This window comes from Pseudomonas tructae (assembly GCF_004214895.1).
In the GTDB taxonomy this organism is placed as follows: Bacteria; Pseudomonadota; Gammaproteobacteria; order Pseudomonadales; family Pseudomonadaceae; genus Aquipseudomonas; species Aquipseudomonas tructae.
In genome coordinates this window covers 3,365,750-3,383,828 of record NZ_CP035952.1, presented here as the reverse complement: position 1 = coordinate 3,383,828, position 18,079 = coordinate 3,365,750, and the positions used below count along the sequence as shown (strand labels likewise).

The following is an 18,079-nucleotide window of genomic DNA, read 5'->3' as shown; positions in this document are numbered from 1 at the left end:
CACTCTGGCACTACGCGCCCAATAAGGATATTCCATGCTCAAAAAGCTGCTTCAGGCCAGCGCGATCATTGCCACCCTGGCGATGACCGGCTGCGTCTCCTACAACGTCACCGGCCCCCTGGCCGCCCCGCAGCATCCTGCTGCCAACACCAGCCCGCGTACGGCGCAAGTTGCCGATGTTGCCGTCACCTCGCCGGGTATCGACGAGGCCACGCGCACCTCCATCAGCCGCTCGCTGACCGTGCAGCTCGATCAGTACGTCACGGCTGGCAAGTACTTCAACGCGGTGAGCCAATACCCGACCCGCCTGGATGAGCAGGATGTGCTGCTCAAGTTCAACATGACCTCGCTCAAGGGCCACCGTGCACCGCATCCGGGGTATTTCCCGGGCGCCTTGCTGACCCTGACCGTGTGGATCTGGGTCAATGGTCCGATCTACGTCGACACCTTCGACGTTGCCGGTGACCTGGTGATCGAGGACCGCAACGGCAAGGCTCTGGCCAGCTCGCACCAGGTGCTCAAGCTGGAACGCAATGTCGGCCTGTACCGTCGCGAATACTGGGCGCCAACCCTGGGTGCGCCACAACTGAACGAAGTGGTCGCCAAGCTGCTCGACGACGCCACGCTGAAACTGGCCAAACAATGATCTCAAGGAACCCCCCCATGCTGCGTATCATCAAGGCCAACCTGCTGCTCGGCGCTGTGCTGCTGACTGGCTGTGTCTCCTATTCGCAACACGAACTGGCGCCAGTGCAGAGCTGGCCGCCACAAGCGCAGGCACAGGCGGTAAAGCCCACCGCCTACGTGCGCACCACCGCGCAATACCAGGTCAACCGCGGCCAGGCCAATGCCATCGCCGGCAAACCGGCCGAGGCGTGGGAGAGTGCGCTGGTCGAAACCTACAACCAGTCCGGACGCTTTGCCCGGGTGAGCACCGACAAGGTCGCCGCGGACATTTACGCCGAATCGATCCTGACCAACCATGAGCAGTACAACGTGGCCTCGGCGATCATTACCGGCGCGACCTTCTTCGTCATCCCGTCCACGGCGCGCAACACCTTTACCCTCGACACCGTGTTCAAGGACAAGGATGGCAAGGAGCTGGGACGCATCAGCAAGAGCGAGTCGGTACGTACCTGGATGCACCTGGTGCTGATCGTCGGGATTCCGTTCCAGCAGGACACCACTGCACTGGTTCGGCAGTTGACCCAAAGCACGCTGGATGAGGCGGTCAAGCGCCAGTTGCTGTAATCACTTGTAGGCGTGAGCTTGCCCCGCGATGAGGCCAGTGCAGTCAGCACACCAGGGGTCGCCTGGTTTGCGACCGCTGCGCGCTCGATCGCGGGGCAAGGCCCGCTCCCACCCGGTCGGCGTGGCTCTCGGTGGGAGCGGGCTTGCCCCGCGATGAGGCCAGAGCAGTCAGTACACCAGGTATCGTTGTCCAGGCTTGATCTGCCGCAGCCAAGTGCGTAGCGTCCGCGCCCTGGCCTTTTGAGTAATCGCTATGACCTTGATGGAACGACTCTTCACCTGCGCATTTGGATTGAGCGTAATGGCCCCAGCCTTGGCGGCCGACAACCTGGCCATTGAACACTGGACCCAGCCCAACGGCGCGCGGGTCTACCTGTTGCCACAAAGCCAGGCAAGCGACCTGCAGATCCAGGTCGACTTCGATGCCGGCAGCCGCCGCGATCCGCAGGGGCAACCAGGCCTGGCGGTGCTCGGTGCGGCGTTGGCGACCGCGGGGATTCGCGCCCAGGGCGATGATCCGGCATTGAACGTCAACGCCGTGCAAATGGCCTGGATGCGTTTGAACAGCGAATTGAACACCCAGGTCGATGCCGACCGCTTCAGCTATATCCTCAGAATCACCGACGCCGACGCCCAACGCCAAACCGAGGCAGCGGCCCTGCTGGGCCGACAGATTGCCGAGCCGGCCTTCGCCGGTAGTGTCTGGTTGCAGGCCAAGCCGTACTTCATTCGCCAGGTCAACGGCGAAAGCACCCGGCGGTTTGCCGGTGTGGGGGAGCGTTTTGCCCAGGCGCTGTATGGCGAGCACCCCTATGGCCGCGAAGTGACCCGCCCGGGACTGCAGCGCAGCAAACAGGTCAACCTCTATGAGTACGCGCTGCCATTCGGCTATGCCCTGACGCCGGCCATGGTAGAGCGTACTGGCATGAGCGAGCTGCGTGCTCACTATAGCGCCATGATGCTGCCTTGCCGGGCTACGGTCAGCCTGGTTGGCAACCTGGACCGGACGCAAGCCGATGCCGTGGCCAGCGCAGCGCTTGGCCGTTTGCCGCAAGCCGGCTGCAAGGCTTTGCCAGCGCTGCCCAAGGTGCAGGCGCTGAGGCAGGCCAGCCACCAGAAACTGCAACCGCAACAAGGTACGATCTGGATTCAGATCGGCCAACCGGCAGTGTCACGGGCCACGCCGGACTTTTTCCCATTGCTGCTGGGCAGCGACATTTTCGGTGGCGAGCACTGGCCGACGCGACTCAACCGTGCGCTGGGGGCGAAACTGGGCGGGGATGTGAGTTGGCAATCGTCCAGCTACTTCGACATGGGCCAGCAGGGTGGGGCAATGGTCATTTCCCTGGAGGTCCCCGCCGGGCACCAGCAGCAGGCAGAAGAGGCGGCCCGCGAGGCCTTGGTGCGCTTTGTCAGCGAGGGCCCGAGCGCAGAGGAACTGGTGGAGGCCAAGGCCCGGCAACTGGAGTATTTTGCCGCTACTCGCCGTGAACGCGTGCTTGAGCATGTCGCGCAGATTGCCTTGAATCAGCTGCCGGACAATACATTGGTGACCTGGCAGCAACAGCTAGAGGCGGTGACACCTGCACAGGTGCAGGCGGCCTTCGCCCAGGTGGTGCAGCCACAAAGGCTGGCAACGGTGGTAGCGGGGCAGGATCAGTAGGCGCGGCGATAGGGGATTGTGCAATCACCTCAGCATCATGATAATGAGAGTAATTACCATTAGTGTGTGATCACTCTTGTGCCGAGCTCTGTCGACTCCAAGGCCATCGTCGCCCACCTTTACAGTGACCATCATCGCTGGTTGCGCGCCTGGCTGTACCGTCGGCTGAACTGCCCGCACGATGCGGCGGACCTGGCCCAGGACACCTTCGTCCGGGCCATGGGCAGCAGCGCCTTGCCCGCCCTGGAAGAGCCCCGTGCGTTCCTCGCCACCGTCGCCCGTCGACTGCTGAGCAACCTGTTTCGCCGGCGGGCGCTGGAGCAGGCCTACCTCGACGAGCTGGCGTGCCTGCCCGAATACTGCATGCCGTCGGCCGAAGACGTGCTGCTGGTGCGCGAAGCCTTGGCCGAGATCGACCGCCTGCTCGATGGCTTGCCGGTGCGGGTGCGGCATGCATTCATCCTCCACCGCCTGGAAGGCATGAGCCAGCCGGACATCGCCGCGCAGTTGGGGGTGTCACTGGCCACGGTCGAGCGCGACTTGCGCCGGGCCTTCCTGCATTGCCTGAGTGCGAGGCCCGAATGAGCAATATGCAACTGGATCGCGCCACCCACGAAGCCGTGGACTGGCTGCTCAAGCTGGAGAACGCTCCGGCCGGCAGTCCGTTGCTGCTGGCGTTCAACGCCTGGCTCAAGCAGGCGCCCGGTCACCAGGCCGCCTGGCAGCGGGTCAATGCCCTGCTCGGTGAACCCCTGGCTGACTTGCAGCAGGCCGAGCAGCGCAACCCCGGCCAGTTGGCCATGGCCAGCCGCAGCTTGCGCGCCTTGCCTTCGCCATCGCGGCGCAAGGCGCTGGGCGGCGGCCTGGCGATGGTGCTGCTGGGGTTGGGCGCCGGCGTGATCGGCAATCGCCTGACGCCGCTGGGCGATCTGCTTGCCGACCTGCGCACCGGCACCGGTGAGCGCCGCACCTTCACCCTGGCCGATGGTTCGCGCCTGTGCCTGAACGCACGCAGTGCGGTGGATCTGCGCTTTAGCGCCGGGCAGCGGCTGGTGCTGCTGCGCGAAGGTGAGCTGCAAGCCGATGTCCGTGCAGAACCGGGCCGGCCCTTTATCGTCGCTACCCGCGAAGGCCAGGTGCAAGCCCTGGGCACACGCTTTAGCGTGCGCCAGGAAGAGCGCCAGAGCCTGGTCGCGGTGCAGCAGCACAGCATCATGCTCAGAAGCGGCAGCGCACCCGCCCAGCGCGTGGAGGAGGGCCAGGCCTTTCGCTTTGACGGACACGCCAGCCAGCCGTTGGCCGCATCGCTACGTACCCGTGCGAGCTGGACCGAGGGCCGCCTGGATGTGCGTGACGAACCCCTGGGCGAGCTGATCGAGGCCTTGCGCCCGTACCGCGCCGGGCTACTGCGTATCAGCCCGCAAGCTGCACAGGTGCGCGTCTACGGCAGCTTCCCGCTGGACGACAGTGAGCGCACCTTGCGCTCACTGGCCGAGACCCTGCCGATCCGTGTCGACAGCTTTGGCAGCTGGCTGACCCGTGTCGACGTGATCTGAATAAAAATAATTTCGATTTCCCTGAGGGGGTTCGATCACTGGCGTGTCCTCGTTATGGACAACAACCTCCAACGAGCCAACACTTCCATGCCCGACTCCATGATCCGTCCCAGCCTGCTGGCCCTTGCCATTGCCCTGGGCAGCAGCGCGCCGCTGCTGGCCCTGGCGCAAACCGACAGCAGCATCAGCGCCAGCCAACGCTTTGATATCCCGGCCGGTGACCTGGGCGAAGCCCTCAGTCGCATCGCCCGCCAGTCTGGCCGGGTCCTGTCGGTCAAGCCTACGCTGCTTCAGGGTAAGCAATCGGCGGCGGTCAACGGCCAGCTCACGCCCGAGCAAGCGGCAACCCAGGCCCTGAGCGGCACCGGCCTAAACCTCAACATCACTGCCGGCGGCACCTGGAACCTGCTGCCCGCCGAGCAGAGCGGGGCCCTGGAGCTGGGCCTGACGCAGATCGTCTCCAATGCCGGTGAAACGGCCTGGGGCCCGGTCCAGGGTTATGTGGCCAAGCGCACCGGCACGGCGACCAAGACCGATACCTCGGTGCTGGAAGTGCCGCAGACCATCAACGTCATTACCCAGGACGAAATCACCGCGCTGGGCTCGCAGTCGGTCACCCAGGCCCTGCGCTACACCCCGGGGATCACCGGTGGCGGATTCTCCGACCGTGTGGGGATTTTTGACGAGCCCACTTCCCGTGGCTTCAGCCCGACGCCGCTGTACCTGGACGGCCTGCACCTGCCGTACGGCGGTGGCAGTACCGGTGGCGCGCTGCAGATCGACCCCTACGCGCTTGAGCGCATCGAGGTGATGAAGGGCCCGGCTTCGGTGCTCTATGGGCAGAACCAGCCCGGCGGTTTGATCAACATGGTCTCCAAGCGCCCGACCGCCACGCCGCTGCATGAAGTCAAGCTCGGTGGCGGCAGCCAGGACCGGCGTTACGGCGCTTTCGACTTTGCCGGCCCGGTGGATGAGCAGGGCGAGTACCAGTACCGCGTGACCGGTATGGGCCTGGATAAGAATGGCGAGATCGACTACGTCGAACAGCAGCGCTACATGATCGCCCCGAGCCTGACCTGGAGCCCCAACGAGCAGACCCGCCTGACCGTTTACGGCCACTACCAGCGCGACAACGGCGTACCTGAAGCCCAGGGCCTGCCTGCGGTGGGCACGGTGTTCGCCAGCCCCAACGGGCGAATCAAGCGCAGCCGCTTCATCGGCGAGCCGGGGGTCAATTCTTACGATCGCGAGCAGTACACCTTCGGCTACGAAATCAGCCATGAACTGGACGACGTCTGGACCCTCAAGCAGAACACCCGCTATGCCTACGTCGACGACAAGTTCCGGGCGCCGCTGCACGGTTACGCCTTTGTGCCCAACCCGGTCACCGGAGCCAACGACCAGAGCGCCATGACCCGCTACGGCGTGGACTGGGCGCAACGCAACAAGGTGTTTGGCATCGACAACATGGCCCAGGCCAAATTCAACACCTTCGACCTCGCCCATACCCTGTTGATTGGCGTTGATTACTACCACTCCAACTCGCAGTTCCTCGGCAAGTACGACCGCAATCCGCCGGTCATTGACCTGTACAACCCGGCCTATGGCAAGCCATTGAACTTCGGTCAGCCGTTCAACTGGGACCGCACCATCAACCAGACCGGCCTGTATGTGCAGGACCAGCTCAAGTGGGACAACTGGTTCCTGACCCTCGGTGGCCGTTATGACTGGGCCGAGTCCGATAACAAGGAGCCGATTGCCGGCAATCACACCAACGTCAAGGACGAGAAGTTCACCGGCCGTGCAGGGCTTGGTTATGGCTTTGACAATGGCGTGACGCCGTATGTCAGTTACTCCGAGTCGTTCCTGCCGCTGAGCGGCGCCGACTATGCGGGCAAGGCGTTCGAACCCTCCACCGGCAAGCAGGTCGAGGCCGGTATCAAGTACCAGCCGCCTGGCCAGGACAGTTTCATTCAGTTGTCGGTGTATGAGATCAAGCAGCAGAACATCCTCACCGCCGACGTCGGCAACCCCGGCTTCAACAGCCAGGTTGGCGAACTGCGTTCACGCGGGGTCGAGCTTGAAGGCAAGGCCAACCTGACCGATAACCTGGGCCTGATTGCATCGGTGTCGCGTAACGATGTGGTCTACACCAAGGACAACGATGGCCGCGAGGGCCGCCACCCTTCCGGTACGCCGCCGATGACCGCCTCGCTGTGGCTGGATTATCACTTTACCGGCGACACGCCGCTTGCCGGCATCGGTATGGGCCTGGGCGCGCGTTACGTGCGCGGCAGTGACGGTACCGACTGGGCCGAGGATCACTTCAGCATTCCGTCCTACACCGTGTACGACGGTATGGTCTCCTACGACTTGCAGCAGTCGCCATTGCGCCTGAAAGGGGTGAAGTTGCAGGTCAATCTGCAGAACCTGGAAGACAAGGTGTATGTCAGCCGTTGCACCAGCGACGTGGATTGCTACTACGGCGAAGGGCGGACCATTACCACTGACCTGACCTATAACTGGTAAGACCGACTTGCCCGGCGATGGGCTGCAAAGCAATCCCTGCTAGCGACAAGCCAGCAACCACTGACGAAACCCGGCCACCTGCGGCCGTTCCAGTGCCGTCGCCGGGTACACCAGGTAATACGCCAGCTCACTGGCGATGCCCTGTGCAAAGGGCGTCACCAGCATGCCTTCATCCAGCTCCCGCTGCACAAAGCCGCGGCGCACCAGCGCCACGCCGAACCCCGCCTTGGCCGCTTCAATCGTGCCGTTGCTGTCTACGAACAAGGTACCGCCACTGGCCTGCACCTGTGGCGCCCCGGCTGCATCCAGCCACATCCGCCAGTCATGGCGGTGCTCATCGTGCAGCAGGTGTACGCTGGCAAGGTCGTTGGGGTGGTGCAGGGTGTGGATGGTGCGCAAGTGCGGGCTGCACACCGGCACCAGATCATCGTCCAGCAAGCGTTCGGCGACCAGTCCGTCATAGCGGCCATAGCCATGACGCACCGCCAGGTCGATGCCGTCGCGGGCGAAATCCACCAGGCGCTTGCAGGCACTGATGCGTACATCGACACCGCTCTGCTGCGCCTCGAAACCGCCTAGCCGTGGCAGCAGCCACTGTACGGCAAACCCGGGTGTTACCCCGCGCTGCTGTGTCAGGCATCGCGCAACAGGTCATGGGCATCGAGCAGCCGGTAGGCAATCTCCGGCTGCTTCTCCAGCGCCCGGCGGATAGCCGCCGGAATATTCTGTCGGGTCTTGCGGCACAAGCCCGGCAGCTCCTCGATCTGGATACTGATACCGCGCATGGTCCGCACCTCATTGAAGCTTGGGGTGATCTGCACACGAATCCCCAACTGCTCATACAAACGTTGCCGCATGTGCTCCAGGTCCGCCAGGCTCTGCACATTTTCCAGGCGCTGGAGCAGGCGCTTTTCTTCCTCGCGGGTCAGTCGCAGGATGCGCGGATCCTGCAGCGTTTCGCGGCCGCAGTCACAGGCGCCGGGCGGGCAGGGGGTGCGGGTGGGGAGGGTGGCGTTCATGCTGTGCAGCATAGCGAATCCACCACCCTCTGCCATAGGCTCACTCCTGCTTGAGCTTCCAGGTGCCCGGCAGCGACAGGTCGCCGGAGCTGATGTCCCACACGCTGCTGACGCACAGCAGCGGGTTGTGCAGGTCGGCATTGACCTTCAGCGCCGCGGTCACGCCGTCGTAGTTGAAACTTTGCGGGAAGCCCACGGCGGCCAGCGGCACGCTGATACGCGCGGCATTCTCATTGACGCGCAGGTCATAGCCGGGTGAGTCGATGTAGATCGGCGCGCCGGGCCAGGTAGCGGGCAGCTTGGGTTTGGCCCCCTCGGGAATGTCGCGCACCTTGAGCCCGCCCGGGCGGCAACTGTCATCCTTGCTCAACACCACCCAATGCGAATGCCAGAGGCCACCGTCGTTGTCTTTCTTGCCGTCGCGGTTTTCATCCAGTTGCGGGGTGTCGTCGAAGTCCGGGTGCGAGGTCAGGGCCAGGGCAAGAATCCCGGCCTTGGCCTCGAAGCCGACACTGCTGCTGTCCAGGCTGGTGGGCCAGACATAACTGTAGACCTCGGCGCCGGCAAAGCTGCCCTTGGCCGTGGGCAGGCGGCTGCCGGCCTGGCCATCGACCAGTTGTTCGAACACCAGGTTGTCGCCTTGCTTGAAGACCCGGGTCTGGACCAGGTCGAAGGCGGCCTCGGCATTGCCTTTGGCGCTGCTGATGCCGGGCGTTTCATGGGCCCAGGCCTGGGCGGCGATCAGGCTCAAGGTGAGGGCGAGGGTGCGTTTCATGGTTATCTCCTGTTGGTATCGGATCGATACCGTTTATCCTATGCCGCTGCTGCCCTTTGTCAATATAGTTTCTATCCGATACTATTTATCAACGTCATTGATCGAGGCTCACGCGTGCTATTCGACCTGTTGGAACGGCTCTCCAGCCTGACCCGCGTCTGGTTTCGCCAGCACCCGCTGCTGGCCGACCTGCAGCCGATACAGCTCAGTGCCTTGCTCTACCTGGCGCGCTGCAATCGCTACTCCAACACACCGTTGGCGGTCACCGAGTACCTGGGGTTGACCAAGGGCACGGTCTCGCAATCGCTCAAGGCCCTGGAAACCAAGGGCTTGCTGGTCAAAACCCAGGATGCGCGGGACAAGCGCAGCGTGCACCTGGCGCTGACGCCAGCGGCCCGGGAGCTGCTGGCTGCGGTGATGCCACCGGACTTTCTCGCGGCAGCAGCCCAGCGCATGGGCACACAGGCGCAGGCCCTCGAAGGCCTGCTCAGCGACTTGCTGCGCAACATCCAACGCCATGAAAACGTGCCGGGCTTTGGCCTGTGCAAGACCTGCCGTTTCCATCGCACCACCGCCAAGGGCGGCTTCTGTGAACTGACCCAGGAGCCGTTGACCGCGCCAGAGCGCGAGCTGATTTGCCGAGAGCATCAGCTGGCCGAACCTGTAGAGGAGTGAATCACCCATGCTGGGACAGCACCTGCAACTGCAAAGCGTATTGACCGGCCGCGCCGTGGCCTTTACCCGCCCCGGCTCCTCCAGCGCCATCGCCAAGACCCCGCGCGACGGTGAGGTTGCAGTCACCGCACTGGGCCTGGCTGGTGATGAGCAGGGCGACTTACGGGTGCATGGCGGGATCGAAAAGGCCATCCATCACTACCCGCGCGAACACTACGCGGCCTGGGCGGCAGAGTTGGGTGAGCTTGCACTGTTGCAAGCGCCGGGTGCCTTCGGTGAAAACCTCAGCACGGTTGGCCTGACCGAACAGAACGTATGCCTGGGCGACCGCTTTCGCGCAGGCACTGCGGTGCTGGAAATCTCTCAAGGGCGCATGCCGTGCTGGAAGCTCAATGATCGCTTTGGGGTAAAGGACATGTCGCTGCGTGTCCAGCAGAGCGGCCGCACCGGCTGGTACTACCGGGTGCTGAAAGAGGGCGTGCTGGCGGCAGGGAGGAACATCGAACTGATCGAGCGACCGCACCCGCAGTGGTCGGTGGCGCGTTTGTCGTCGGTGCTGTTCGACAAGCAGGTCGACCTTGAGGTGATTCGCCAGTGCCTGGAACTGCCGCTGGTTGAGTCCTGGCGCAGGACCTTGTCACGACGTCTGGAGAAGGTTGAGGTGGAGGACTGGGCGCCGCGTTTGCAGGGGCCTGGGCAGGGATAAGATTGCCCTCACGCTGGAAATGACTTGAAACAAGTCGGCGTATCAAATTGCCAGCACTCTTGGAATTTTTTCCATGGCTGTGGTCTTTAGAGAGTGCCGCCAGACGGTATCTCTCTATTCCACAGGATCTGGAATACCCCATGAAGAAAGTCATGCAAGTGTTGCTGGGTGCAGTCGTACTTGGCCTGGGCACCACCGTGTTTGCTGCAGGTGGTTATGTAGGTGCCGGGGCAAGCCTGGGCAGTGGTTACGAGCCAGACGGGCGTGGTGGTTTCAAAGGCACCGGCAGCAACACCGGTGGCGATTACGAGTTGCAGGCCGACGGCTCGCTCAAAGGCACCGGGCGCAACTGGGGAGGTGGTTACACGCCAGATGGCCAGGGTGGCCTGCGCGGTACTGGCAGTAACAGCTACAGCGATTTCAGGTCTGATGGCCGAGGCGGCTATGAAGGCACCGGGCGCAACTATGGCGAGCATTACAAGCCTGATGACAGCACGCGATACTCCGGCAGCCGTGAAGCCTTCGGGGGTGGCTGGCAGGCCGACGGCCAGGGCGGCTTCCAGGGTAACGGGTTGTACACCGGGCGCGGCTACAAGCCAGACGGCCGTGGTGGTTACGAAGGTACTGGCATGAACAAGGGGCGAGGCCTTGAGCCAGATGGACGCGGTGGTTACATCGGTACCGGCGACAATGCGGGCAGCGGCTGGCGCTCGGATGGCAAGGGCGGGTTCAAGGGGACTGGTGAGGCGAAGGGGGAGCGGTGGGGGCTGGGCAACTAAGTCGTCGCTTATCGCGGGTCAAGCACTGTTTATACACAGTGCATTGACTGGATAAAAGCATAGCTTTTTGCTTAATGGGACTTGAACTGGCTCCAACCAATCACGAAGGAACCAGGTCAATCAACAATCAGGCAGCAGTCCCCAACTTCCTGACCACCTGCCCCTTGGCCGCCTGCTTGCGGCACGCATCACCAAAGGCCTGGAACATCTTCACCGAGTCCGGGTTCTTTGCGGCTTGCCATTCCGGATGCCATTGCACGGCGAAAAGAAAAGACGACAGGCTCGGGGCGTGGATGGCTTCGACCAGGCCGTCTTCGGCGTGGGCCAGCGCTTCGATGCCTTCGCCAAGGTTTTTCAGGCCCTGGCCGTGCAACGAGTTGACGCGGATTTCATCGCTGCGCAGCAGTTTGTGCAACCAGCTGCCTTGCTCCAGCTTGACGCTGTGCACCGCGCTGTACTGGACATCGACCGGATCGTCGGGGTTTTCCCGGTGGTCGTTGTAGCCAGGCTCGGCGTAGACCTTTTGGTAGATGTCGCCACCCAGGGCCACGTTGATTTCCTGCATGCCACGGCAAATGCCAAAGATCGGCAGGCCACGGGCGATGGCCAGTTGCACAAGCGGCAGGTCGAACAGGTCGCGGTTACGGTCCTGGGACTTGCCCGGGGTTTCATTTTCCTGGCCGTACAGGGCCGGGTCGATGTTGCTGCCGGCGCCGGTCAGGTAAACACCGTCCGCCATGTCCAGGTAGGCTTCGAGGTCGTCGGTACCGCAGCAGGTTGGCACCAGTACAGGTACGCAGCCGGCGTGTTCTACCAGCGGTACGATGTATTTGTGGGTCATGACCTGGTAGTCGTGGCCTTTGCGCTCCTGGGAGCCCATGGTCATCAGCACGACAGGTTTGCGAGGGGTTTGATTCTTATTGCCAATGTTGCTGTTGGGCATATGTCACCTTGGGACAGGCGCAGCCTGTCATTATTGTGCAGGCGCGCAGTTGAAACCTTTGCGCTGCCTGAGGTTTCGAGCACTGCCGGTACGCCAAGCAAGGGGCTGTATCCGGTCGAAACCTGTCATCTAGCTTGCCAGAGCCGTTTAATATGTCAAACGACTTCAGATTGCACAGGCGAAGCTTGAGATTGCCTGAATGCAATTATGGGCGCGCAGCCCCCGGCAACCCGCGTACTGCCAGCTACGGCCAGTTCATTATATTTGACAAGCGTCCGACATATGGCCGAAGCAGCGCCCGCGCGGCTTTGCTGCATCGCGCGGTTTCTCTTAAGCTGGCTGTCACCGATGACTACCAGCCTGAACCATGCCCACTCCAAGACCGTCCCTGACCCTGACCCTGTTGCAAGCCCGCGAAGCCGCCATGGCGTTCTTCCGCCCCTCGCTCAATGCCCATGGCCTGACCGAACAGCAATGGCGGGTGATCCGCATCCTGCGCCAGCAAGGCGAACTGGAAAGCCATCAACTGGCCGAGCAGGCCTGTATCCTCAAACCGAGCATGACCGGCGTACTGGCGCGCCTGGAGCGCGACGGCCTGGTGCGGCGCAAGAAGTCCAGCCAGGACCAGCGTCGGGTGTTCGTCGGCCTGACCGAACAGGGCCAGCAGTGCTTCGTCGGCATGAGCGAAGACATGGAGCACAACTATCAGCGCATCCTCGAGCAGTTCGGCGAAGATAAGCTGCAAGAACTGCTGGGCTTGCTCAACAGCCTGAAAAACATCAAACCCTGAGCACCGTTTTGGCTTACTTGCGGTTGGCTACCTATACTGTGCCCATCCGCAACAGTGTGCCGTCGTTGACCGGAGCCAGGCGCCTCTGTTCCCGTGGTCGTGACTGTCTGAAGTAGCAGGACGCGAGTCGTCAATTCTCAACGCTACAAAGGGGTTGGATCATGGATATTGTCAGTCTGATCATTCAGATTGTTGCCGGTGTGGTGGGCGGTAACGCAGCCGGCATGAGCAAGCAAAGCATGGGGCCGCTACTCAACTCGATTTTCGGTGGGGTGGGCGGGGTTATCGTCGGGCAGATAATCGCGGCGGTTACCGGTGAGCCCGGCGCGGCGGTGGCAGCGGGTGGTTCACTGGACCTGCCGGCGCTGATCAGCAGTATTGTCGGCGGCGGTGCGGGTGGTGCGGTACTGACCTTCATCGCCGGGTTGATCAAGTCGAAAATGCAAAGCCAGTAAGCGCGGTTCGGGCCGCCCCTGGCTGCAGGGGCGTGCCTGTGCTCAGAAGTACTTGAGCCAGCCGATGTCCCGGCGCCGGGCCTTGAGCGCGGCGAACCAGCGTACCGGCGGGTAGAGCGCAACGCTCAAGACCATTGCCGTCAGCCATACCGCCCAGATTGCGTCGAAGCCAAAGTAGCTGCCCTGGTTCAGGCCAATGGCGGCGACGGCGATCAGGTACAGCAATTTCAGTATGTACAGGTGCAGCAGGTAGAAAAACATCGGCGCTGCACCGAACACGCTCAGCAGCTGGATCGCGCGGCTGCCCTGCAGCTGTTCGAACCTGCGCAATAGCAACAGGCCAACGCCCAGTGTCAGGGCCAGAAACAGCAACGACGGTGGGTACTTGGTGATATTGAAGAAACTCATCAGGGTGCGCAGCGTGGTTTCACCAACCTGCCAGGGCGCCTCGCCATAAGCGTTGAGCAGGCGTAGCAGCAAGAACACGCCAAGGGCGCCGACACTTGCCAGCAGCAGCTTGCGCTGACGTGTCAGTGCCTGCGTCCCCCGAGCAAACCATGGCCCCATGGCGTAGCCCAGGGCAATCACGCCGATCCATGGCAGCAGTGGGTAGGAGGTGCGCAGGCGCAGGCCGTCCGTAACCTCCAGCCAACCACGGTCATGCAGGATCGCCCAAGGGATGTGCATCGCCGACTCTTTTGCGAAATGCAGCGGGTCGAGCAGGTTGTGTGCGGCAACGATCAGTGCACCGAGTGCCAACAGCAATGGCCGAGGCAACCACACCAGGCCGGCCAGGGCGAGCATGCTCAGGCCGATGGCCCAGATCACCTGTAGGTAGATCACCTTGGGCGGCAGCTCAAGGGTCCAGGCCAGGCTGACCAGGGTGAACTCAAGCAGCACCAGCACCAGGCCGCGCTTGAACAAGAAGGCCGAGACCGCAGCTTTACCCTGGTGCTTTTCGCCATACAGGTAGGCCGACAATCCAGTCAGCAGCACGAACACCGGTGCGCACAAGTGAGCGAGGGTGCGGCTGAAGAACAACCAGGGGTCGGTGTTGGCGACGTCCATCGGGTCGCTTACCTGATGGTGCAGGAAGAAGGTTTCGCGCACGTGGTCGAGTAGCATGAAGACGATGACCAGGCCGCGCAGGGCGTCGATGTAGAGCAGGCGTTGGTGGGTGAGTGGCATGTTGGGAGTGGACGTGAGTTAGTTATTTGGATCGTTATAACATAACTGTGATGTTTTTGGAGAATCTGGGCTAATCGCGGGGCAAGCCCGCTCCCACAGGAGAAGTGCAGGGCCTGTAGGAGCGGGCTTGACCCGCGATCGTCATCCCGGATTAGTGCAGTATCTGCGCCAGAAAGCCCTTGGCCCGCGCACTCTGCGGGTTGTTGAAGAACGCCTCGGGGCTGGCGTCTTCGATGATCTGCCCGCCATCGAGAAACAGCACGCGCTCGGCCACCTGGCGGGCAAAGCCCATTTCATGGGTGACGCAGAGCATGGTCATGCCGGTGTCGGCCAGTTTCACCAGCACATCCAGCACTTCGGCCACCATCTCCGGGTCCAGCGCCGAGGTCGGCTCGTCGAACAGCATGATCTTTGGCTTCATGCACAGTGCCCGGGCAATCGCCACCCGTTGCTGCTGGCCGCCAGATAGCTGGCTGGGGTATTTGCCGGCCTGGCTCTCGATCCCCACCTTGCTCAGGTAAAAGCGCGCGCGGTCTTCGGCTTCCCTGCGCGACAGGCCGCGCACGCTCATGGGCGCCAGGGTGCAGTTGTCGAGCACACTCATGTGCGGGAACAGGTTGAAATGCTGGAACACCATGCCGATCTCGCTACGCACCTCGGCGGCCTGGCGGGTGGTCAGGGCCAGGTCGGTGTCGTTGACGCGGATGTTGCCCTGTTCGGCAATTTCCAGGCGGTTGATGCAGCGGATCAGCGTCGATTTACCCGAACCGGACGGCCCGCAGAGGACGATGCGCTCACCCTCGCGCACCTGCAGGTTGATGTCGCGCAGCACATGGAAGGCGCCATAGTGCTTGTTCAGGCCCTCGACGGTCACCACGACCTTGCGCGGGTCGGCCTGTGGGGCAGGGGTTGGGGTGGCAAGGCTCAAAGTAGCGGTCATATTGTTATTCTCCCGCGATCAGTCGAAGCGGCTCGCGCGGTAAGGCGCAGGGTCGGTGAATGGGGTTTGGCTGGTGATCATTTCCGCCAGCAGGCGGCCGGTGACCGGGCCCAGGGTCAGGCCGTGGTGGGCATGGCCGAAGTTGAACCACAGGCCCTTGTGGCGGGCGGCCGGGCCGATTACCGGGCGCATGTCCGGCAGGCACGGGCGGCGCCCCAGCCAGGGCTCGGCATCGACGCGTTCGCCGAGAGCAAAGACCTTGCGCGCCAGGGTTTCGCAGCGTTGCAGCTGGATCTGGTTGGCGGCATCGCTGCTGGCGGCAAACTCGATGCCGGTGGTCAGGCGAATGCCCATGGCCATGGGTGCGAGCACGTAACCGCCCTGGGCATCGCAGATCGAATGCGTGAGTTGGGCGCCGTCACGGCCACGGTAATGCATGTGATAGCCGCGCTTGATCTCCAGCGGAATGCGATAGCCCAGCGGCTTGAACAGCTCGGCCGACTGCGGGCCGAGGGCGATTACCACGTCGGGAGCGGTGATCGGCCCCTGGCGGCTGTCGACCTGCCAGTCGCTGGCGACCTGGCGCAAGGTGCGGGCGTCGCCATGAATGAACTGACCGCCGCGCTGGACGAACAGCTTGGCGTAGCCACGGGTCAGGCCGCCGGGGTTGCTGACGGTCTTGGGGTCGAGCCAGTGGATGCCGCCGACCACCGTGTCGCTGAGGTCGGCTTCACGTGCGTGCAACTGCTGGCGGTCGAGGATTTCGTACTTCAAGCCATAGGCTTGCAATGCATGGGCATCGGCCACGGCTTTTTGGTAGGCGCCCTCATTGCGGTACACCTCGATCCAGCCATTGGCCTTGACCAGCTCGCCGAGGCCTGCCGCGTCGATCAAGGCGTCGTGTTCTTCGACACAGCGCTGCACCAGCGGCAGCATGGCCTGGGTCGCCACGGCAATGCCGGCAGGCGAGGAGTTCTTCCAGTACTTGAACAGCCAGGGGCTGATCTTCGGCAAGTGGGTGAAGCTGTAGCGCACGTCGGGTTGGCGGTTCAGGCCATAGCGCAGCAGGCTCGACAACTCACGGGGGAAGGCATAGGGGATGACACTGGAGCGCTCGATCAGCCCGGCGTTGCCATGGCTGGTGCCACTGCCGGGCTCTTCGCGATCGATAAGGATGACCTTGCGCCCGCGCGCTTGCAGGTGCAGGGCGGTGCACACGCCGACGATACCGGCGCCCAGAACGATGGTTTGACAATGCATTGGAACGGTCCTCACAAGCAGGCGGTCAGCGCAGGTGGCGGCCCAGGCGGGCTTCGATGTGTTTCAGGCTGCGGCGCACTATCTCGACGATCAGCAGGTAAAGCACGGCGGCCCACAGGTAGATCTGGAAGTCGAAGCTGCGCGAGAAGGCAAGCTTGGTCACACCCATCAGGTCATAGATCGTTACCAGCGAGGCAATGGCGCTGGCCTTGATCATCAGGATCAGCTCGTTGCCCAGCGGGCCGATGGCAACGATCAGCGACTGCGGCAGGATCACCTTGAAGAAGGTGGTCGAGCGTTTCAGACTCAGGGCCCTGGCAGCTTCATATTGCCCCGGGGCGACCGCCAGCAGGCTGCCGCGAAAGATCTCGGCCTGGTAGGCGGCGGTGTTGAGGGTGAAGGCCAGTACCGTGCAGTACCAGGCATCCCGGAAGAACCACCACAGGCCGACCTCCTGCCAGAAGCCCTTGAGCGAACCCAGGCCGTAGTACAGCAGGAACAGCTGGGCCAGCAACGGCGAGCCGCGGAAGAAGTAGATGTAGCCGGCGCTCAGGCGTTGCAGCACCAGGTTGTTCGACAGCCTGGCCAGGGCCAGCAGCATGCCGAGCAGGGCGCCGAGGGTGAAGGACAACGCCACCAGCTTGCCGGTCACCAGTAGCCCGTCGATAAAGCGCGGGCCGTAGCGCTCCAGCAGGTCGGGGTCGAGCACCAGCGCCAGCAGTTGATCGAAGCTCATGTGCGTGCCCCCCGCAGATGGCGGCTGAAGTACTGTTCGATGAAGGTGAACACTCGCCCCGACAGCGCCGAGAACAGCAGGTAACCCAGGCAGGCAACGCCGTAGAAGAACATCGGCTCCTTGGTGACGCTGACTGCAAGGTTGGTCTGGCGCATCAGGTCGACCAGGGAGATGGTCGACACCAGCGAGGTGTCCTTGAGCAGCGACAGCCAGTTGTTCGACAGGCCCGGCAGGGCAATGCGCACCAGTTGCGGGAACACCACCTTGCCAAAGGTAGTGGCCCTGCTCAGGCCCAGCGCGGCCGAGGCTTCGTACTGGCCCTTGGCGACGGTCTTGAACGCGGCCAGCCAGATCTCGCTGGAGAACGCGGCGAACACCAGGCTGAAGGCAATCATCGCGGCCAGGAAGGTGTTGATCAGTACTTCGCCCTCATAGCCCATGGCCAGGAGGATTTTTTGTGCGGCGATCTGGCAGCCGTAATAAATGATCAGTAGCGTGAGCAGTTCCGGCAGGCCGCGAAACACGGTGGAGAACACCGTGGCGGCAGCGCGCGGAAAGCGCTTGGAGGAGCGGGCGGCGAGGGCCACGCCCAGGCCCAGCGGCAGGCCGATGGGCAGGCAGGCCAGGGCCAGGGAAATGGTCACCAGGGCGCCGGCCAGCAACGCCTGGCCCCAGCCGCCGCTGGCGAAGGAAAGCAGTGACAGTTGTTCGAGCATGGGCGAACCCTCTCGGTTCTAGAGTGATGGTGTTTTGCAGGGTGTCATCGCGGGGCAAGCCCGCTCCTACCGTGGGAGCGAGCTTGCCCCGCGATCAG

Annotated in this window: 20 protein-coding genes; 11 read left to right on the top strand and 9 right to left on the bottom strand. The window is 63.0% G+C overall.

Going from position 1 to position 18,079, the window contains the following annotated elements; translation table 11 throughout:
- Positions 1-34: 34 nt before the first annotated feature.
- The 6 genes from EXN22_RS15245 (at position 35) to EXN22_RS15220 (ending at position 6,999) form a co-directional block, all read left to right on the top strand.
- Positions 35-646, top strand: coding sequence for a hypothetical protein (locus EXN22_RS15245; RefSeq protein ID WP_130264844.1), 612 nt, complete (start codon positions 35-37; stop codon positions 644-646).
- Between the two features lie 17 nt (positions 647-663).
- Positions 664-1,251 carry a hypothetical protein gene (locus EXN22_RS15240; protein ID WP_130264843.1) on the top strand — a complete coding sequence of 196 codons (588 nt, stop codon included), beginning with the start codon at positions 664-666 and terminating at the stop codon, positions 1,249-1,251.
- 301 nt (positions 1,252-1,552) lie between these two features.
- Complete coding sequence (locus tag EXN22_RS15235; RefSeq protein WP_165392216.1) at positions 1,553-2,914, top strand: M16 family metallopeptidase; 1,362 nt, start codon at positions 1,553-1,555, stop codon at positions 2,912-2,914.
- A gap of 78 nt (positions 2,915-2,992) precedes the next feature.
- A complete protein-coding gene (locus EXN22_RS15230; RefSeq protein ID WP_130264841.1) occupies positions 2,993-3,499 on the top strand; it encodes a sigma-70 family RNA polymerase sigma factor in 507 nt (168 codons plus the stop codon).
- The gene (locus tag EXN22_RS15225) at positions 3,496-4,470 is read left to right on the top strand and encodes a FecR domain-containing protein (protein WP_130264840.1); all 975 of its coding nucleotides are present in this window, start codon (positions 3,496-3,498) and stop codon (positions 4,468-4,470) included. The genes EXN22_RS15230 and EXN22_RS15225 overlap by 4 nt, the downstream gene beginning before the upstream one ends.
- Before the next feature lie 87 nt (positions 4,471-4,557).
- A complete protein-coding gene (locus tag EXN22_RS15220; protein WP_130264839.1) occupies positions 4,558-6,999 on the top strand; it encodes a TonB-dependent siderophore receptor in 2,442 nt (813 codons plus the stop codon).
- Positions 7,000-7,038: 39 nt separating this feature from the next.
- On the opposite strand, the gene EXN22_RS15215 is transcribed toward EXN22_RS15220, so the two are convergent.
- From EXN22_RS15215 to EXN22_RS15205, 3 genes are read right to left on the bottom strand one after another with little or no spacing between them, the layout of a single operon-like run.
- Positions 7,039-7,587 (bottom strand): LysR substrate-binding domain-containing protein, encoded by a 549-nt coding sequence (locus EXN22_RS15215; protein WP_233281737.1) that lies wholly within the window; start codon positions 7,585-7,587, stop codon positions 7,039-7,041.
- A gap of 44 nt (positions 7,588-7,631) precedes the next feature.
- Positions 7,632-8,018: a hypothetical protein gene (locus tag EXN22_RS15210; protein WP_130264838.1), complete on the bottom strand. Its 387-nt coding sequence runs from the start codon at positions 8,016-8,018 to the stop codon at positions 7,632-7,634.
- 40 nt (positions 8,019-8,058) lie between these two features.
- Positions 8,059-8,793: a hypothetical protein gene (locus EXN22_RS15205; protein WP_130264837.1), complete on the bottom strand. Its 735-nt coding sequence runs from the start codon at positions 8,791-8,793 to the stop codon at positions 8,059-8,061.
- Positions 8,794-8,907: 114 nt separating this feature from the next.
- Here EXN22_RS15205 and EXN22_RS15200 point away from each other — a divergent pair, with 114 nt between their 5' ends.
- The 3 genes from EXN22_RS15200 to EXN22_RS15190 all read left to right on the top strand — a co-directional run bounded on the left by EXN22_RS15200 (position 8,908) and on the right by EXN22_RS15190 (position 10,953).
- The gene (locus EXN22_RS15200; protein ID WP_233281633.1) at positions 8,908-9,468 is read left to right on the top strand and encodes a MarR family winged helix-turn-helix transcriptional regulator; all 561 of its coding nucleotides are present in this window, start codon (positions 8,908-8,910) and stop codon (positions 9,466-9,468) included.
- Positions 9,469-9,475: 7 nt separating this feature from the next.
- Positions 9,476-10,174 (top strand): MOSC domain-containing protein, encoded by a 699-nt coding sequence (locus EXN22_RS15195; protein ID WP_130264835.1) that lies wholly within the window; start codon positions 9,476-9,478, stop codon positions 10,172-10,174.
- Between the two features lie 140 nt (positions 10,175-10,314).
- Positions 10,315-10,953, top strand: coding sequence for a hypothetical protein (locus EXN22_RS15190; RefSeq protein ID WP_130264834.1), 639 nt, complete (start codon positions 10,315-10,317; stop codon positions 10,951-10,953).
- 127 nt (positions 10,954-11,080) lie between these two features.
- Here EXN22_RS15190 and EXN22_RS15185 read toward each other — a convergent pair whose 3' ends face one another.
- Positions 11,081-11,896, bottom strand: a complete 816-nt coding sequence (locus EXN22_RS15185; RefSeq protein ID WP_130264833.1) for a gamma-glutamyl-gamma-aminobutyrate hydrolase family protein — start codon at positions 11,894-11,896, stop codon at positions 11,081-11,083.
- Between the two features lie 367 nt (positions 11,897-12,263).
- Between EXN22_RS15185 and hpaR the strand changes: the two genes are divergently transcribed.
- Both hpaR and EXN22_RS15175 read left to right on the top strand, forming a co-directional pair.
- A complete protein-coding gene (gene hpaR / locus EXN22_RS15180) occupies positions 12,264-12,686 on the top strand; it encodes a homoprotocatechuate degradation operon regulator HpaR (RefSeq protein WP_130264832.1) in 423 nt (140 codons plus the stop codon).
- A gap of 161 nt (positions 12,687-12,847) precedes the next feature.
- The gene (locus EXN22_RS15175; RefSeq protein WP_130264831.1) at positions 12,848-13,141 is read left to right on the top strand and encodes a hypothetical protein; all 294 of its coding nucleotides are present in this window, start codon (positions 12,848-12,850) and stop codon (positions 13,139-13,141) included.
- 42 nt (positions 13,142-13,183) lie between these two features.
- Here EXN22_RS15175 and EXN22_RS15170 read toward each other — a convergent pair whose 3' ends face one another.
- The 5 genes from EXN22_RS15170 to EXN22_RS15150 all read right to left on the bottom strand — a co-directional run bounded on the left by EXN22_RS15170 (position 13,184) and on the right by EXN22_RS15150 (position 17,981).
- A complete protein-coding gene (locus EXN22_RS15170; RefSeq protein WP_130264830.1) occupies positions 13,184-14,329 on the bottom strand; it encodes a DUF1624 domain-containing protein in 1,146 nt (381 codons plus the stop codon).
- A 151-nt stretch (positions 14,330-14,480) separates the two neighbouring features.
- Positions 14,481-15,269 carry an amino acid ABC transporter ATP-binding protein gene (locus EXN22_RS15165; protein ID WP_130264829.1) on the bottom strand — a complete coding sequence of 263 codons (789 nt, stop codon included), beginning with the start codon at positions 15,267-15,269 and terminating at the stop codon, positions 14,481-14,483.
- 18 nt (positions 15,270-15,287) lie between these two features.
- Positions 15,288-16,529 (bottom strand): NAD(P)/FAD-dependent oxidoreductase, encoded by a 1,242-nt coding sequence (locus EXN22_RS15160; protein WP_130264828.1) that lies wholly within the window; start codon positions 16,527-16,529, stop codon positions 15,288-15,290.
- 25 nt (positions 16,530-16,554) lie between these two features.
- Complete coding sequence (locus tag EXN22_RS15155; protein ID WP_130264827.1) at positions 16,555-17,265, bottom strand: ABC transporter permease; 711 nt, start codon at positions 17,263-17,265, stop codon at positions 16,555-16,557.
- Positions 17,262-17,981 (bottom strand): ABC transporter permease, encoded by a 720-nt coding sequence (locus EXN22_RS15150; protein ID WP_130264826.1) that lies wholly within the window; start codon positions 17,979-17,981, stop codon positions 17,262-17,264. Before EXN22_RS15150 ends, EXN22_RS15155 begins: the two co-directional genes overlap by 4 nt.
- Positions 17,982-18,079: the final 98 nt, after the last annotated feature.

Excerpts from the sequence above, each read along its gene's own strand:
- EXN22_RS15245 (WP_130264844.1), top strand. The coding sequence starts at position 35 with ATGCTCAAAAAGCTGCTTCAGGCCAGCGCGATCATTGCCACCCTGGCG.
- EXN22_RS15240 (WP_130264843.1), top strand. The coding sequence starts at position 664 with ATGCTGCGTATCATCAAGGCCAACCTGCTGCTCGGCGCTGTGCTGCTG.
- EXN22_RS15235 (WP_165392216.1), top strand. The coding sequence starts at position 1,553 with ATGGCCCCAGCCTTGGCGGCCGACAACCTGGCCATTGAACACTGGACC.
- EXN22_RS15225 (WP_130264840.1), top strand. The coding sequence starts at position 3,496 with ATGAGCAATATGCAACTGGATCGCGCCACCCACGAAGCCGTGGACTGG.
- EXN22_RS15220 (WP_130264839.1), top strand. The coding sequence starts at position 4,558 with ATGCCCGACTCCATGATCCGTCCCAGCCTGCTGGCCCTTGCCATTGCC.
- EXN22_RS15210 (WP_130264838.1), bottom strand. The coding sequence starts at position 8,018 with ATGAACGCCACCCTCCCCACCCGCACCCCCTGCCCGCCCGGCGCCTGT.
- EXN22_RS15205 (WP_130264837.1), bottom strand. The coding sequence starts at position 8,793 with ATGAAACGCACCCTCGCCCTCACCTTGAGCCTGATCGCCGCCCAGGCC.
- EXN22_RS15195 (WP_130264835.1), top strand. The coding sequence starts at position 9,476 with ATGCTGGGACAGCACCTGCAACTGCAAAGCGTATTGACCGGCCGCGCC.
- EXN22_RS15190 (WP_130264834.1), top strand. The coding sequence starts at position 10,315 with ATGAAGAAAGTCATGCAAGTGTTGCTGGGTGCAGTCGTACTTGGCCTG.
- EXN22_RS15185 (WP_130264833.1), bottom strand. The coding sequence starts at position 11,896 with ATGCCCAACAGCAACATTGGCAATAAGAATCAAACCCCTCGCAAACCT.
- hpaR (WP_130264832.1), top strand. The coding sequence starts at position 12,264 with ATGCCCACTCCAAGACCGTCCCTGACCCTGACCCTGTTGCAAGCCCGC.
- EXN22_RS15175 (WP_130264831.1), top strand. The coding sequence starts at position 12,848 with ATGGATATTGTCAGTCTGATCATTCAGATTGTTGCCGGTGTGGTGGGC.
- EXN22_RS15170 (WP_130264830.1), bottom strand. The coding sequence starts at position 14,329 with ATGCCACTCACCCACCAACGCCTGCTCTACATCGACGCCCTGCGCGGC.
- EXN22_RS15165 (WP_130264829.1), bottom strand. The coding sequence starts at position 15,269 with ATGACCGCTACTTTGAGCCTTGCCACCCCAACCCCTGCCCCACAGGCC.
- EXN22_RS15160 (WP_130264828.1), bottom strand. The coding sequence starts at position 16,529 with ATGCATTGTCAAACCATCGTTCTGGGCGCCGGTATCGTCGGCGTGTGC.
- EXN22_RS15155 (WP_130264827.1), bottom strand. The coding sequence starts at position 17,265 with ATGAGCTTCGATCAACTGCTGGCGCTGGTGCTCGACCCCGACCTGCTG.
- EXN22_RS15150 (WP_130264826.1), bottom strand. The coding sequence starts at position 17,981 with ATGCTCGAACAACTGTCACTGCTTTCCTTCGCCAGCGGCGGCTGGGGC.